Genomic DNA, 14,106 nt, shown 5'->3' with positions numbered 1-14,106 from the left:
AAAAAATACCATGTACGATGTAGGAAGTTTTGTGGAAATGAAAAAGCCTCATGCCTGCACTATCAAAGCAACAGGCAAAAAAGCTAACCGTTGGGAAGTTATGCGCCTGGGAGCAGATATCAAAATTCGCTGCACCAACTGTGATCATGTCGTCATGATGAGCCGGCACGATTTTGAGCGAAAGATGAAGAAAGTTTTATAAAAAAGTCGCGCAACTTAAAAAGACTTGTTAAATCAGTGTTTTTAACAGAAAAAGCAAGCATTGGTTGCGCAATTTTAACTGCTCTTTTGCTCACAATTGCTGGTAAGCATCAAACAAAAGATTTATGATAGGGAGGAGAAGGAGGGCTACTGTGTTACAATTTTCAAATCAATTAAAGAAATTACGAACTGAGCGTAAACTTTCGCAAGAAGAATTAGCCAATCAACTTTTCATATCCCGTCAGGCAATTTTCGTAGTAGCTGATTGAATGTTCACATCGCTCTTCTCGTGACCATTCTAATCAGCCTTGCGGGGGTGCGACGACGAAATCATAGATTTCTGTCTTACCGCCAAGTGGGAAAATGGCGAAGCGACTCCTGATATGAACAATCTGGTAAAACTGGCAGAGATCTTTGAAGTTAGCTTAGATAAGCTTGTTTTAGGCAAAGAAGATGAAACGGTTGCTGAAAGTGAAAGTGCTGTGAATAAAAAAACTGAAAAACAAATGAACGGCTGGGAATTTTTAGTAAACTACTGGTGGATGCTGTTTCCTCTTGGAGGATTGGTGTTGTGGTTTTTAAGGAGTCTTGCTGATATTTTTCATTAAGCTTGTTAATTGGCAAGCTTTTTCTTATCTTTTTTGCTATAATAATCATGATTGAATAAAATAACGGAGACTAACATTTATGGCTTTAACAGCAGGTATTGTTGGTTTGCCAAACGTTGGTAAATCAACTCTTTTTAATGCTATTACAAAGGCAGGAGCAGAAGCTGCCAACTATCCTTTTGCAACAATTGATCCTAATGTTGGCATGGTTGAAGTGCCGGATGCACGGCTGCAAAAACTGACAGAATTGATAAAACCTAAGAAAACTGTTCCGACAACTTTTGAATTTACTGATATCGCAGGTATTGTCAAAGGTGCTTCCAAAGGAGAGGGCCTGGGCAATAAATTTTTGGCCAATATCCGTGAGGTGGATGCCATTGTTCATGTTGTCCGTGCTTTTGATGATGAAAATGTCATGCGTGAACAGGGCCGTGAGTCGGCTTTTGTTGATCCCATAGCAGATATTGAAACGATTAATCTCGAATTGATTTTGGCCGATTTGGAATCTGTTAATAAACGCTATGCGCGTGTGGAAAAAATTGCGAGAACTCAGAAAGATAAGGATTCTGTAGCTGAATTTAAGGTGCTTGAAAAAATTAAGCCAGTCCTTGAAGACGGTAAATCTGCTAGAACCATTGACTTTACAGAAGATGAACAAAAGATTGTCAAAGGCTTGTTTTTGCTGACAACGAAACCAGTGCTCTATGTGGCCAATGTGGATGAGGATAAGGTAGCTGATCCAGATAATATTGACTATGTCAAACAAATCCGTGAGTTTGCAGCTACTGAAAATGCTGAAGTTGTCGTAATTTCAGCGCGTGCTGAAGAAGAAATTTCTGAACTGGATGATGAAGACAAGCAAGAGTTTCTTGAAGCGATGGGCTTGGAGGAGTCAGGTATTGATAAGCTGACACGAGCTGCTTACCATTTATTGGGGCTTGGCACTTACTTTACTGCTGGAGAAAAGGAAGTCCGTGCCTGGACTTTCAAGCGCGGAATCAAAGCGCCTCAAGCAGCGGGTATTATTCATTCGGATTTTGAAAAGGGCTTTATCCGTGCTGTAACGATGTCCTATGATGATCTCATTCATTATGGATCTGAGAAAGCTGTTAAAGAAGCCGGCCGGCTGCGTGAAGAAGGAAAAGATTACGTTGTTCAGGATGGTGACATCATGGAATTTCGTTTTAATGTTTAAAGTGCTGAGAAAAGCTATAAAAATCACCTATAACCTAAAAAGAGTTGGGAAATTTTCTCAGCTCCCTTTTGGTCTTTGAAAGGAAAAAATGACAAAATTAATTGTGGGATTAGGTAATCCGGGAAGTAAGTATAAGGATACAAAGCATAATATTGGTTTTATGGCAGTTGACAGGATTGTCAACTCTTTGAATATCAGCTTTACAGAAAATAAAGTTTTCAAAGCAGAGGAAGCCAGTACTTTTATAGATGGTGAGAAGATTTATTTTATTAAACCTACTACCTTTATGAACGCCAGCGGCTTAGCTGTCAGAGCTTTTTTAGCCTATTATAATCTAGAACCGAAAGACCTGATTGTCATTTATGACGATTTGGATATGGAAGTGGGGAAAATACGTTTTCGACAGAAAGGTTCCGCGGGTGGACATAATGGAATTAAGAGTATTATTAAAGAACTGGGAACACAAGAGTTTGACCGAGTTAAAATTGGGATTGGCCGTCCCAAAGCTGGTGTGAGTGTCGTTCATCATGTTCTTGGAAAGTTTGATAAAGATGACAGCATAACTATTTCAATGACAATTGACAAAGTTGACCAAGCTGTAAAGTATTATTTACAGACTAAAGATTTCAATATGACCATGCAAAAATTTAATGGATAAGATGACTATAATTGATTTATTTAAAGAAAATACTAAACTTAAAAAATTGACTGAGCAGCTGTCTGTTTCCAGCAGACAGTTAATAACAGGATTGTCAAACGCCAGCAAGGCTTTGGCAATGGCAGCAGTATGGAGTGGCTATAAAGGCAAAATAGTCATTGTTACTTCAACGCAAAATGAGGCTGAAAAGCTGTCAGATGATTTGATCGGCTTGATAGGCGAAGAAAAAGTCTATCGTTTTTTTGCTGACGATGCGGCTGCTGCTGAATTTATTTTTGCCTCTCAGGATAAGACAAATTCTCGTGTCCAGAGCTTAAATTTTCTGTTAGATGAGCAAAAAGAAGGTATTTTGGTTACCAGTATTGCGGGAACTCGGATTCTGCTGCCAAATCCGCAAAATTATCAAGCTGCCAGATTAAAACTAGCTGTTGGTGAAGAACATGATCTTGACAATCTTGTAAAGCACTTGTCAAATAGTGGTTATGAAAAAGTAGCTCAGGTTTATAATCCAGGAGAATTCAGCAAAAGAGGGGATATTTTAGATATCTATGAAGTTGAGCAGGAATTGCCTTACCGTCTTGAGTTCTTTGGTGATGAAATAGATGGTATTCGTACTTTTGATGTTGATAGCCAAAAATCTCTTGCTAATCTTGATTCCTTCATTTTAACACCGTCTGATGACATTGTTCTTACGGAAGGTGATTTTGAACGTGCCTGCCGCCAGCTGGAGAAAGTTCCTCTTACTGCCAGTGAGGATTTGAAATCTTATTTAAAGGAAGTCTCAGCGGTTACAAAAGAACACCATCGGCATCAGGATATTAGAAAATTTTTATCTTTTTTCTATCAAAAAGAATGGACGCTGTTGGATTATCTGCCCAAACAAACACCTATCTTTTTTGATGATTTTCAAAAGATTATAGATAGAAACAGCCGTTTTGATTTGGATGCTGCCACTCTTTTGACAGAGGATTTACAAAATAGTAAAGCAGTGTCAAGTTTATCTTATTTTGCAGATACTTACAGGTCTTTGCGGCAGTATCAACCCGCTGTTTTCTTTTCAAATTTTCATAAGGGTTTGGGAAATCTAAAGTTCGACTGCATTCATAACTTTACCCAGTACCCCATGCAGGAGTTCTTTAATCAGTTTCCTTTATTGGTCAGTGAAATCGAACGTTATCAGAAATCAGGCGCTACAGTTCTTTTACAGACAGATTCACAGCTTAGTCAGGAACGTTTACAGGAAACTTTACAAGAGTACCAGTTAACTTTACCTATTAGTAAAGCTGATGAGATTCTTGAAAATCAAGCCCAGCTGATTATTGGAAATCTGTCCAGCGGCTTTTATTTTGCTGATGAAAAAATTGCTCTTATCACTGAGCGTGAAATTTTCCATAAAAAAATCAAGCGCAAAATCCGCCGTAAGACTGCCAGCAATGCTGAACGTCTTAAAGATTACAATGAGCTGGAAAAGGGAGATTATGTTGTTCATAATGTTCATGGAATTGGCCGTTTTCTGGGGATTGAAACCATTGAGGTATCAGGTGTCCATCGCGACTATTTAACCATCCAGTATCAAAATTCTGACCGTATTTCTATTCCTGTCGAACAGATAGAAATGCTGTCAAAATATGTTGCCAGTGATGGAAAAGAACCAAAGATTAATAAGCTGAACGACGGCCGTTTTCAGAGAGCTAAGCAAAAGGTATCACGCCAGGTTGAGGATATTGCTGATGACCTTTTGAAACTCTATGCTGAACGCAGTCAGCTAAAGGGCTTTGCTTTTTCTCACGATGATGACAGTCAAGAAGCTTTCGATAATCATTTTTCCTACGTTGAAACTGAGGATCAGTTAAGGTCTATTCAGGAAGTAAAAAAAGACATGGAAAAAGGGCAGCCTATGGATCGTTTGCTTGTTGGGGATGTTGGTTTTGGAAAAACAGAAGTCGCCATGCGGGCAGCTTTTAAGGCTGTCAATGATGGCAAGCAAGTCGCTGTTTTGGTTCCGACAACTGTTCTGGCTCAGCAGCATTACAATAATTTCAAAGAACGTTTTGAAAACTTTCCAGTCAATATCGATGTCATGAGCCGTTTTAAGACAAAAGCAGAGCAGCAGGAAACGCTGAAAAAATTGGCAAAGGGTCAGATTGACATTATTATTGGCACCCACCGTCTGCTTTCTAAAGATGTTACTTTTAAAGATTTAGGTTTTCTGGTTATTGATGAAGAACAGCGCTTTGGTGTGAAGCACAAGGAAACGCTGAAAAAACTGAAGACAAAGGTTGATGTCTTAACCTTGACAGCTACTCCCATTCCGCGAACCCTGCACATGTCTATGCTTGGAATACGTGATCTATCAGTGATTGAAACGCCGCCAACTAACCGCTATCCTGTCCAGACTTATGTTATGGAAAATAATCAAGGGGTCATCCGTGAGGCCATTATGCGTGAAATTGACCGCGGCGGCCAGGTCTTCTATGTTTACAATAAAGTTGACACGATTGACAAGAAAGTTTCAGAGCTTCAAGAGTTAGTTCCAGAAGCCAGCATTGGTTTTGTTCATGGACAAATGAGTGAAATTCAGCTTGAAAATACCTTGCTGGATTTTATTGATGGAGAGTATGATATTTTAGTAACAACGACAATCATTGAGACTGGTGTTGATATTCCAAATGTTAATACACTATTCATTGAAAATGCAGATTATATGGGCTTATCAACCCTGTATCAGCTTCGGGGCCGTGTTGGCCGAAGCAGCCGTATTGCCTATGCTTACCTCATGTATCATCCGGATAAAATTTTAACTGAAGTTTCAGAAAAACGTTTGGAAGCTATCAAAGGATTTACAGAACTCGGGTCAGGCTTTAAAATTGCCATGCGGGATCTGTCTATCCGCGGTGCTGGAAATCTGCTGGGATCCTCACAGAGCGGCTTTATTGATTCTGTGGGCTTTGAAATGTATTCGCAGCTGTTAGAAGAAGCTATTGCGGCAAAATTAGGAAAATCACAGGCACGCTCCAAAGGAAATGCAGAAATCAATCTGCAGATCGATGCCTATCTGCCAGACAGCTACATTAGTGATGAGCGGCAAAAAATAGATATTTACAAGAGAATCCGTGAAATTGACAGCCGTGAAGACTATCAAGAACTTCAAGATGAGCTGATAGACCGTTTTGGCGAGTATCCGGATCAGGTGGCTTACTTGCTGGAAATCGGCCTTGTTAAGTCCTATATGGATAAGGCTTTTGTGACTTTATTGGAGAAAAAAGACGATCATATCAGTGTTTTATTTGAAAAAGCCTCTCAGAAATTTTATCTGACGCAGGACTATTTTGAAGCCTTATCTAAAACCAGTCTGAAAGCTCAGATCAGCGAAGAAGAAGGACAAATTAAAGTCATTTTTAATGTAAGAGCAAAGAAAGATTACGAAATTTTAGAAGAGCTGCTCAAATTTGGAGACAGTTTAAATGAGATTAAAATGAGAAAAGCTGATCATTAAGTTAAGGACAGCACATTTTCTTAGCGGTCTTCAACAGAAAATATAAGCATGCAGCTAAGCTCTTTCTATCTTTTTAAAAAGAAAAATGTTAGAATAAAAAAATAGACTTGAGGTGATTAGGTGAGATTAGATAAGTATTTGAAAGTATCCCGTATTATAAAACGCCGCCCGGTAGCCAAGGAAGTAGCTGATAAAGGACGTATTAAAGTTAACGGTATCTTGGCCAAAAGTTCAACAGATTTAAAAATCAATGACACTGTTGAAATACGCTTTGGCAATAAATTGCTGACGGTCCGTGTTTTGGAAATGAAAGACAGCACTAAAAAAGATGACGCTGCCAATATGTATGAAATCATAAGTGAGACGAGGATTGAACCAGATGGAGAAACCTAACATTGTTCAGCTTAATAATAAGTACATCAATGATGAAAACAGCAGAAAACGCTATGAAGAAGAGGAGATGAGACGCCGCCATCGCTTCATTGGCTGGATTTTAGTCTTTATTATTTTGCTCTTTATTTTGCCGGCCTACAATCTGGTTGCCAGCTATATGAATTTACAGGAGAAAAAAGAACAGATTGTCAAACTGCAAAAACAGCAGGACCAGCTAAATGCTAAAACAGAGGCTGAACAAAAATTTGCTAAGCGTCTGAAAGATGACAGTTATGTTGAAAAGTATGCACGCGCTAAATATTATTATTCTATTGACGGAGAAAATATTTACCCTGCACCAAGTTTATTACCGAAATAATGGAACATTTAATTGAAACAGTCGAAAAATTTTTAGCTTATTCTGATGATAAACTGGAAGAATTGGCTCAAAAAAATCAGGCTTTGCGAGAAGAGCCGTCTCATAAAATGAACGTTCAAAATAAAGTAGGAGGAGCAAAATGAAAAAATTGTTAGCCATCATGTTAATGATTGTTTTTTCTGCTCCTATTTTGGCAATCAGTACGGAAAAATCGTCTTCAGAATTTTTTAATAATATTCCAACAAATCCTAATATTTATCATGCTGTATCCAGTTTTCCAAAGGCTGATCTGACAGGGAAAGCTCAAACCATTAAGCCCGATTCTGCTTTGAAAATCAAGGCCCTGATTACAAAAAATGTTAAGACACCGGTTTTTAAGCTGTTAGATGGCCGCTTTATAAAGGCTAGCTATGACAGTGTTTATGCCGATATTGTTCTTCGGCAGGATCATTTTTCCAGAAATTTTTGGCTGAAAAAAACGTTTACCATCTATCAAAATCCTTATGTGACAGGTGTAAAAAAGGTCAAGACGAAACTTACAGGCTATAGTAAGGTACACGTTTCCAAAAGAGCTGTTACCAACCATGGCATCTATTTAAAAGCTGACGGCCAAGGCTGGATAAATGAAAAAGATTTAGATGCTGTGGACAATCGCATGGAAAAAGTTCAGGATTTGTTAAATAAAAAATACAATAAATCGAACTATTCTATCTACATCAAGCAGCTGGATACGCAGCAGACAGCTGGAATTAATGAAGACAAGGCAATGTACTCTGCCAGTGTGACAAAGCTTCCTATTTTATATTTTGTTGAAAAACAAATTAAAGACGGAAAAGTAAAATTAACGGACAAGCTGACCTATACCGAACAAGTGAATCAATTTAAGGGGGCCTATAAGACTGAGGGCAGCGGTAAAATGCCTAAAAAAGCAGACAATAAGGCCTATACTGTAGATAGCTTATTAAAAGCGGTAACTCAGCATTCAGACAATGCTGCCAGCAATATTTTAGGCTACTATATTGCCCACAAATACGATAAAACTTATCAGGAAACCATTCAAAAAGCAGCTGGTGTCCAGTGGAATATGGACAATCGAAAGGTTTCATCAAGGACAGCAGCAAATGTCATGGAAGCTCTCTACAATCAGAGCGGCTCAGCTTTAAATTATTTAAAAACAACTGAGTTTGACAGTGATCGTATTTCTCGTGATATTGCTGCTCCTGTTGCCCATAAAATCGGCGATGCCTATGACTATAAGCATGATGTAGCTGTCATTTATGCTGGTGAACCCTTTATTTTATCTATTTTTACAGATAAATCATCTTATAACAATATCTCAGCAATCGCTGACGATGTGTATGGTATCTTAAAATGACCTACGACAAGATTTTTAAATATGCGAAAGACAAAAAGTTTTTTGACCAGCATAACAAGGTTTTAATAGCTGTATCAGGTGGAGTAGATTCTATGAATCTGCTGCACTTTTTGCATGTCTATCAAAAGCAGCTAGGTATAGAAATAGCCATAGCTCATGTTAATCATAAACAAAGGCTTCAAGCCGATGAAGAGGAAGCCTATCTTAAAAACTGGGCTCAAGAACAGCAGCTTCCTTTTTACAGCGATACTTATAAGGGAGCATTTTCTGAAAAAAAAGCGCGTGATTTTCGTTATGCTTTTTTTAAAAAAGTCATGCTTAAATATGATTACACGGCTCTTGTCACTGCCCATCATGCTGATGATCAGGCTGAGACAGTTTTTTTACGTTTACTGAGAGGGTCGCGCCTGCGTTATTTAACCGGAATCAAGGAAGTGCAGCCTTTTGCCTGCGGTCAGCTGATCCGGCCTTTTTTGGCCTTTCCCAAAAAAGATCTGCCGGATATTTTTCACTTTGATGACAGCTCGAATAAAGAAGACCGCTATTTAAGAAACAGAATCAGAAACACTTACCTGCCGACATTAAAGCAGGAGAATCCTCAAATAGCTCGGCATTTAATTGCTCTGGGTGCAGAAACTGACAAGCTTTTTCAGGCCTTTGCTGATTTAAGCAAGCAGTTGGATCCTCAGGACTGTCAGGTTTTTCAAAACCAGAGTGAGCCTGTTCAGTATTTTTTGCTGCAAGGCTATCTCGAAAATTTCCCTGACTTAAATATAAGCAAGGCGCAGTTTAATAATCTGCTGCATATTCTTAGAACAAAAAGTTACTATCACCATTACTTAAAAAATGGCTACTATTTAAAAAAGGATGATAAAAGGTTTGAAATTGCTAAAATAGGTCTTAAGACGGATGGAGATGACGAACAAAGAGTGCTAGAATATGACAGTATGGTCAAATATGGTCAGTACATATTTTCTTTTCAGCAAGTGTCAGATTCTAAAGAAGGTTTTGCTTTAAAGAGTGACGCTCCTATTTTGATCAGGAAACGCAGACCGGGGGATAAAATTCAGCTGGGCTCATATTCTAAAAAAGTGCGGCGCCTGTTTATCGATGATAAAATTCCTCCTGCTAAACGCTCAGAAGCGGTTATTCTTGAGCAGGACGGCGAAATCATTTTAATTCTTTTAGATGATATTACTTATTTGAGAAAAGATTTTAAAGATGGTATAATGAAAGGCAGACTGTATATTCAAAATAGAAATTGGTGAGAGATGCTCGAACAAGATATTAAAAAAGTCCTCTATTCTGAAGAGGAAATTATCATTAAGACCAAAGAGTTAGGCGCTCAGTTAACCAAAGACTATGCTGGGAAAAATCCCCTTTTAGTCGGTGTTTTAAAAGGCTCTGTTCCTTTTATGGCTGAGTTAATGAAACATATTGATACGCATGTTGAAATTGATTTCATGGTTGTATCAAGCTATCATGGCGGCACTAGCAGCAGCGGTGAAGTCAAGATTTTAAAAGATGTTGACACCAATATTGAAGGCCGCGATGTTGTCTTTATTGAAGATATTATTGATACCGGCCGCACCTTAAAATATCTGCGTGACATGTTCAAGTATCGTCGGGCAAATTCTGTCAGGATTGCTACCTTGTTTGATAAGCCGGAAGGTCGTGTCGTTGACATTGATGCTGACTATGTCTGCTACGATGTTCCAAATGAATTTATCGTTGGCTTTGGCTTAGATTACGCTGAAAATTACCGTAATCTTCCTTATGTAGGAGTGCTGAAAGAAGAAGTTTATTCAAAATAAGAAAAAGGTTGTTAATTAATACATGAAAAATAATCGAAATAATGGATTTGTGAAAAACTCCTTTGTTTATATCATACTGATTTTGGCTATTGTAACTGGTTTTCAGTATTTTTTTAAAGGAACAGGTTCACAGAGTGAAAAAATCAGTTACACGACCCTTGTTAAACATGTCAAATCAGGTGATATAAAATCAATTACCTATCAGCCCAGCGGCAGCATTGTTCAAGTAACAGGTGAGTATGAAAAGGCTAAAGAAATAAAGACGAACAGTGACTTAGCCTTCTTTAACGGCAGTACTGCAAAAGTTAAGAAGTTTACCTCAATCGTTCTGCCTAACAGCGCTTCTATTGAAAAAATTGAAAAGCTGGCAGAAGATCATGGGACCAAAATTTCTGTTAAACAAGAGAGCTCAAGCGGTGCCTGGATTTCTTTCCTCATAAGCTTCCTGCCAATTATCATTATGATCTTCTTCTTTACCATGATGATGAATCAAGGCGGAGGCGGTGCCCGCGGCGCCATGAGTTTTGGTAAAAACAAGGCGCGTTCATCTTCTAAAAGCGATGTTAAAGTGCGCTTTTCAGATGTTGCCGGAGCAGAAGAAGAAAAACAAGAACTTATTGAAGTGGTTGATTTCTTAAAGGAACCAAAACGCTATAAAGCTTTGGGAGCACGTATTCCGTCAGGTGTCCTCCTTGAAGGCCCTCCAGGTACCGGTAAAACCCTGCTTGCTAAAGCTGTTGCCGGTGAGGCCGGAGTTCCTTTCTTCAGTATTTCAGGTTCGGACTTTGTCGAAATGTTTGTTGGTGTCGGAGCCAGCCGTGTTCGTTCCCTCTTTGAGGATGCTAAAAAGGCTGAGCGTGCCATTATCTTTATCGATGAAATTGATGCTGTCGGCCGCCGCCGCGGAGCCGGAATGGGCGGCGGAAACGATGAGCGTGAACAAACCCTCAACCAGCTGCTGATTGAAATGGATGGTTTTGAAGGAAACGAAAATATCATTGTTATTGCTGCAACCAACCGCAGTGATGTTCTGGATCCCGCTCTTCTTCGTCCCGGACGCTTTGACCGTAAGGTTCTTGTCGGCAGACCGGATGTTAAGGGCCGCGAAGCTATCCTTCGTGTTCATTCGAAGAATAAACCTCTGGCTAAAGATGTTGACCTAAAAGTCATTGCTCAGCAGACACCGGGATTTGTCGGTGCAGACTTGGAAAATGTCTTGAATGAAGCTGCTCTTGTCGCAGCCCGCCGCAACAAGAAAACAATTGATGCCAGTGATATCGATGAAGCAGAAGACCGTGTTATTGCCGGTCCTTCTAAGAAGGATAAAACCATTTCTGAACATGAACGTCAGATGGTGGCTTATCATGAAGCTGGACATACTATTGTAGGACTTGTTTTATCCAATGCGCGTGTTGTTCATAAAGTTACCATTGTTCCGCGCGGACGTGCCGGCGGTTACATGATTGCACTTCCGAAGGAAGATCAGAATCTCCTGTCTAAAGATGATTTGAAAGAGCAATTGGCTGGACTTATGGGAGGCCGTGTTGCTGAAGAAATTATCTTTAATGCTCAAACAACGGGTGCTTCCAACGACTTTGAACAGGCAACGCAATTAGCCCGTGCCATGGTAACAGAATATGGTATGAGTGAAAAACTCGGCCCTGTTCAATACGAAGGCAATCATTCAATGATGCCAGGTCAGTTTGCACCTGAAAAGGCCTATTCAGCTCAGACAGCCCTTCTTATTGATGAAGAAGTTCGCGATCTCCTAAATGAAGCTCGCAATAAGGCAGCTGATATTATTAATGGCAATCGCGAAACACATAAATTAATTGCGGAAGCCCTGCTTAAGTATGAAACACTTGATGCAGCACAAATCAAGTCTATTTACGAAACAGGCAAGATGCCTGAAAAGTCAGATGATGATTCAGAAGAAGCTCATGCCCTGTCCTATGATGAAATCAAAGAAAAAATGACTGAAGATAAGGCTGATTGATATTGAAAAAATGAGACTAGGCAAAAACGTGTCCAATATTCTTGTTTTGAAATAAGCTCTTGACGCAGTGCTTGGGAGTAAGACCTGTTGGCCAGGCCAAGAAGTCTCATCCCTGCACAGTTCATTGGTGCTAAAGCACCAATAAACCACTGTTGGCTGGCTTTCCTTTTGCTACAAGGCCAAAGCGGAAGACCTAAACAAATGTATGGGAGTGGGAATACGAACCAAAATTTTCAATTTTGGGGTTGATTCCACTTCCATTTTTTTGTTCAATTAAATTTACAAGGACTGCTTACTGTGATAAACTAATATGGTTGTTAAAACTATTAGGAGAAATGATGACTATATTCAGAAAGAAAAATACAAAGTTAGACAAGACAGAAATGAAGCGCCACCTCAAAGTAGCGGACTTGATTTTTCTTGGTTTGGGTTCAATGGTAGGAACAGGAATCTTTACGATTACTGGTATTGGTGCGGCACAATATGCAGGTCCGGCTTTGGTGATTTCGATTATCATTGCGGCAGTAGCTGTTGGAATTTCAGCTCTTTTTTATGCAGAATTTGCCTCAAGAATTCCGGCAAATGGAGGAGCTTACAGTTATTTGTATGCTACTTTAGGAGAATTTCCAGCTTGGATGGCCGGTTGGTATATCATTATGGAATTTCTGACTGCGGTATCCAGCGTTGCTTCCGGTTGGGGAAGTTATCTCAAGGGGCTGCTGTTGAGCTATAATATAAAGCTGCCAACATCTTTAAACGGTACTTTCAATCCAAGTAAAGGCAGTTACATTGATCTGCTGCCGGTTTTAGTTGTTCTGCTGGTTACGGGGATTGTCCTTTTGAACTCTAAAATTGCCCTGCGCTTCAACAGCAGTCTGGTCATCATGAAGTTTTCTGCCTTGGCTCTTTTTATCATTGTAGGGATTTTTCATTTAAAACCTGAAAATTGGTCTGATTTTTCTCCTTTTGGCTTTGGTCAAATTTACGGAGGCCAGACAGGAATAATGGCCGGTGCTTCTTTGATGTTTTTTGCTTTTTTAGGTTTTGAATCTATTTCAATGGCTGTCGATGAAGTTCAGGAACCGCAAAAAACAATTCCTAAAGGCATTATCACTTCCTTAACTATTGTAACGATTCTTTATGCCAGTGTGACTTTGGTACTGACAGGAATTGTCCACTATTCCAAATTAAATGTGGCTGATGCAGTTGCCTACTCCCTTCGCCAAGCAGGTTTAAATTGGGCAGCCGACTACATTTCCATTATTGCTATTTTAACGCTGATAACCGTCTGCATTTCAATGACTTATGCTTTGGCAAGAACGGTCTACAGTATCAGCCGCGATGGCCTTTTGCCGCAAAAACTCAGTGTTGTTACGAAACACAGTAAGGTTCCTAAGAATGCTACACTTGTGGTGGGATTTGCGTCCATGATTTGTGCGGGTGTATTTCCTCTTTCCAGTATTGCAGAATTCTTAAATATTTGTACCTTAGCCTACCTTATTATGCTGGCAGTTGCCATTATTAAACTAAGAAAAGATCAAGGGGAACCCAAGGCCGGGGAATTTAAAACACCTTTTATACCAATACTGCCGATTATGTCAATAATTATATGTTTAGCGCTGATGAGTCAATATATGACAATCACTTGGATTGCATTTGCTGTCAGCACTGTGATTGGTGTTCTAATCTACTTCAGTTATGGCTATAAACACTCTACTATTTCAACGGATTAAACAGAAAAACATTTTGGGAGATTCCAAAATGTTTTTTAAATTTCAACAGATAGTTGATGCCGCCGTTGGAATTCTCACGTTATTAGGGAGCAAGGAAAACGTCCAAGGCGAGGAGGTGTATTTAAGGGTGAAAAAAAAGGTGAAAAAAAGTATGTCAATCGAAAATGACAATGTCTTGAAAAAATCGGTTAGATAAGTGAAAAATCTGTTATAATTGTGGTTGAGAGGTATTCCTCTCACGCTTGAATTCTTCATAAGATTTTCCGATTTTATGAAGGT

Annotated in this window: 12 protein-coding genes and 1 pseudogene; all 13 read left to right on the top strand. The window is 39.3% G+C overall.

All coding sequences use genetic code 11. The features are described from left to right. Nucleotides 1-10 precede the first annotated feature (10 nt). Nucleotides 11-202 carry a DUF951 domain-containing protein gene (locus BMI76_RS09450; RefSeq protein WP_075347353.1) on the top strand — a complete coding sequence of 64 codons (192 nt, stop codon included), beginning with the start codon at nt 11-13 and terminating at the stop codon, nt 200-202. Between the two features lie 355 nt (nt 203-557). Then, a pseudogene (locus tag BMI76_RS09445) lies at nt 558-809 on the top strand (helix-turn-helix domain-containing protein); the annotation flags it as partial. 79 nt (nt 810-888) lie between these two features. Continuing rightward, complete coding sequence (gene ychF / locus BMI76_RS09440) at nt 889-2,004, top strand: redox-regulated ATPase YchF (RefSeq protein WP_075347323.1); 1,116 nt, start codon at nt 889-891, stop codon at nt 2,002-2,004. Nucleotides 2,005-2,092: 88 nt separating this feature from the next. Beyond that, nucleotides 2,093-2,662 (top strand): aminoacyl-tRNA hydrolase, encoded by a 570-nt coding sequence (pth, locus tag BMI76_RS09435; protein WP_075347322.1) that lies wholly within the window; start codon nt 2,093-2,095, stop codon nt 2,660-2,662. Continuing rightward, entirely contained in the window at nt 2,655-6,158 is a 3,504-nt protein-coding gene (gene mfd, locus BMI76_RS09430; protein ID WP_075347321.1) for a transcription-repair coupling factor, read from the top strand. The genes pth and mfd overlap by 8 nt, the downstream gene beginning before the upstream one ends. Nucleotides 6,159-6,278: 120 nt before the next feature. Continuing rightward, nucleotides 6,279-6,551 (top strand): RNA-binding S4 domain-containing protein, encoded by a 273-nt coding sequence (locus tag BMI76_RS09425; protein ID WP_075347320.1) that lies wholly within the window; start codon nt 6,279-6,281, stop codon nt 6,549-6,551. After that, nucleotides 6,538-6,909 (top strand): septum formation initiator family protein, encoded by a 372-nt coding sequence (locus BMI76_RS09420; RefSeq protein ID WP_075347319.1) that lies wholly within the window; start codon nt 6,538-6,540, stop codon nt 6,907-6,909. Before BMI76_RS09425 ends, BMI76_RS09420 begins: the two co-directional genes overlap by 14 nt. Next, nucleotides 6,909-7,052: an SP_0009 family protein gene (locus tag BMI76_RS09415; protein WP_075347318.1), complete on the top strand. Its 144-nt coding sequence runs from the start codon at nt 6,909-6,911 to the stop codon at nt 7,050-7,052. Before BMI76_RS09420 ends, BMI76_RS09415 begins: the two co-directional genes overlap by 1 nt. Further along, nucleotides 7,049-8,284 carry a serine hydrolase gene (locus BMI76_RS09410; RefSeq protein ID WP_075347317.1) on the top strand — a complete coding sequence of 412 codons (1,236 nt, stop codon included), beginning with the start codon at nt 7,049-7,051 and terminating at the stop codon, nt 8,282-8,284. Before BMI76_RS09415 ends, BMI76_RS09410 begins: the two co-directional genes overlap by 4 nt. Beyond that, complete coding sequence (tilS, locus tag BMI76_RS09405; RefSeq protein ID WP_075347316.1) at nt 8,281-9,552, top strand: tRNA lysidine(34) synthetase TilS; 1,272 nt, start codon at nt 8,281-8,283, stop codon at nt 9,550-9,552. The genes BMI76_RS09410 and tilS overlap by 4 nt, the downstream gene beginning before the upstream one ends. A 3-nt stretch (nt 9,553-9,555) precedes the next feature. Next, nucleotides 9,556-10,098 carry a hypoxanthine phosphoribosyltransferase gene (hpt, locus tag BMI76_RS09400; RefSeq protein WP_075347315.1) on the top strand — a complete coding sequence of 181 codons (543 nt, stop codon included), beginning with the start codon at nt 9,556-9,558 and terminating at the stop codon, nt 10,096-10,098. Nucleotides 10,099-10,120: 22 nt separating this feature from the next. Beyond that, a complete protein-coding gene (gene ftsH, locus BMI76_RS09395; RefSeq protein ID WP_075347314.1) occupies nt 10,121-12,094 on the top strand; it encodes an ATP-dependent zinc metalloprotease FtsH in 1,974 nt (657 codons plus the stop codon). Between the two features lie 335 nt (nt 12,095-12,429). Beyond that, nucleotides 12,430-13,827 (top strand): amino acid permease, encoded by a 1,398-nt coding sequence (locus BMI76_RS09390; protein ID WP_142355081.1) that lies wholly within the window; start codon nt 12,430-12,432, stop codon nt 13,825-13,827. Nucleotides 13,828-14,106: the final 279 nt, after the last annotated feature.

Origin of the sequence: Streptococcus sp. 'caviae', assembly GCF_001937065.1 — a bacterium.
Lineage (GTDB): Bacteria > Bacillota > Bacilli > Lactobacillales > Streptococcaceae > Streptococcus.
Note: the sequence above shows the minus strand (reverse complement) of the source record. Positions and strands in the feature narration are given on the sequence as shown.

What these genes read in the sequence shown, in the direction of transcription:
- BMI76_RS09450 (WP_075347353.1), top strand. Translation starts at nt 11, where the DNA reads ATGTACGATGTAGGAAGTTTTGTGGAAATGAAAAAGCCTCATGCCTGC.
- ychF (WP_075347323.1), top strand. Translation starts at nt 889, where the DNA reads ATGGCTTTAACAGCAGGTATTGTTGGTTTGCCAAACGTTGGTAAATCA.
- pth (WP_075347322.1), top strand. Translation starts at nt 2,093, where the DNA reads ATGACAAAATTAATTGTGGGATTAGGTAATCCGGGAAGTAAGTATAAG.
- mfd (WP_075347321.1), top strand. Translation starts at nt 2,655, where the DNA reads ATGGATAAGATGACTATAATTGATTTATTTAAAGAAAATACTAAACTT.
- BMI76_RS09420 (WP_075347319.1), top strand. Translation starts at nt 6,538, where the DNA reads ATGGAGAAACCTAACATTGTTCAGCTTAATAATAAGTACATCAATGAT.
- BMI76_RS09415 (WP_075347318.1), top strand. Translation starts at nt 6,909, where the DNA reads ATGGAACATTTAATTGAAACAGTCGAAAAATTTTTAGCTTATTCTGAT.
- BMI76_RS09410 (WP_075347317.1), top strand. Translation starts at nt 7,049, where the DNA reads ATGAAAAAATTGTTAGCCATCATGTTAATGATTGTTTTTTCTGCTCCT.
- tilS (WP_075347316.1), top strand. Translation starts at nt 8,281, where the DNA reads ATGACCTACGACAAGATTTTTAAATATGCGAAAGACAAAAAGTTTTTT.
- hpt (WP_075347315.1), top strand. Translation starts at nt 9,556, where the DNA reads ATGCTCGAACAAGATATTAAAAAAGTCCTCTATTCTGAAGAGGAAATT.
- ftsH (WP_075347314.1), top strand. Translation starts at nt 10,121, where the DNA reads ATGAAAAATAATCGAAATAATGGATTTGTGAAAAACTCCTTTGTTTAT.
- BMI76_RS09390 (WP_142355081.1), top strand. Translation starts at nt 12,430, where the DNA reads ATGATGACTATATTCAGAAAGAAAAATACAAAGTTAGACAAGACAGAA.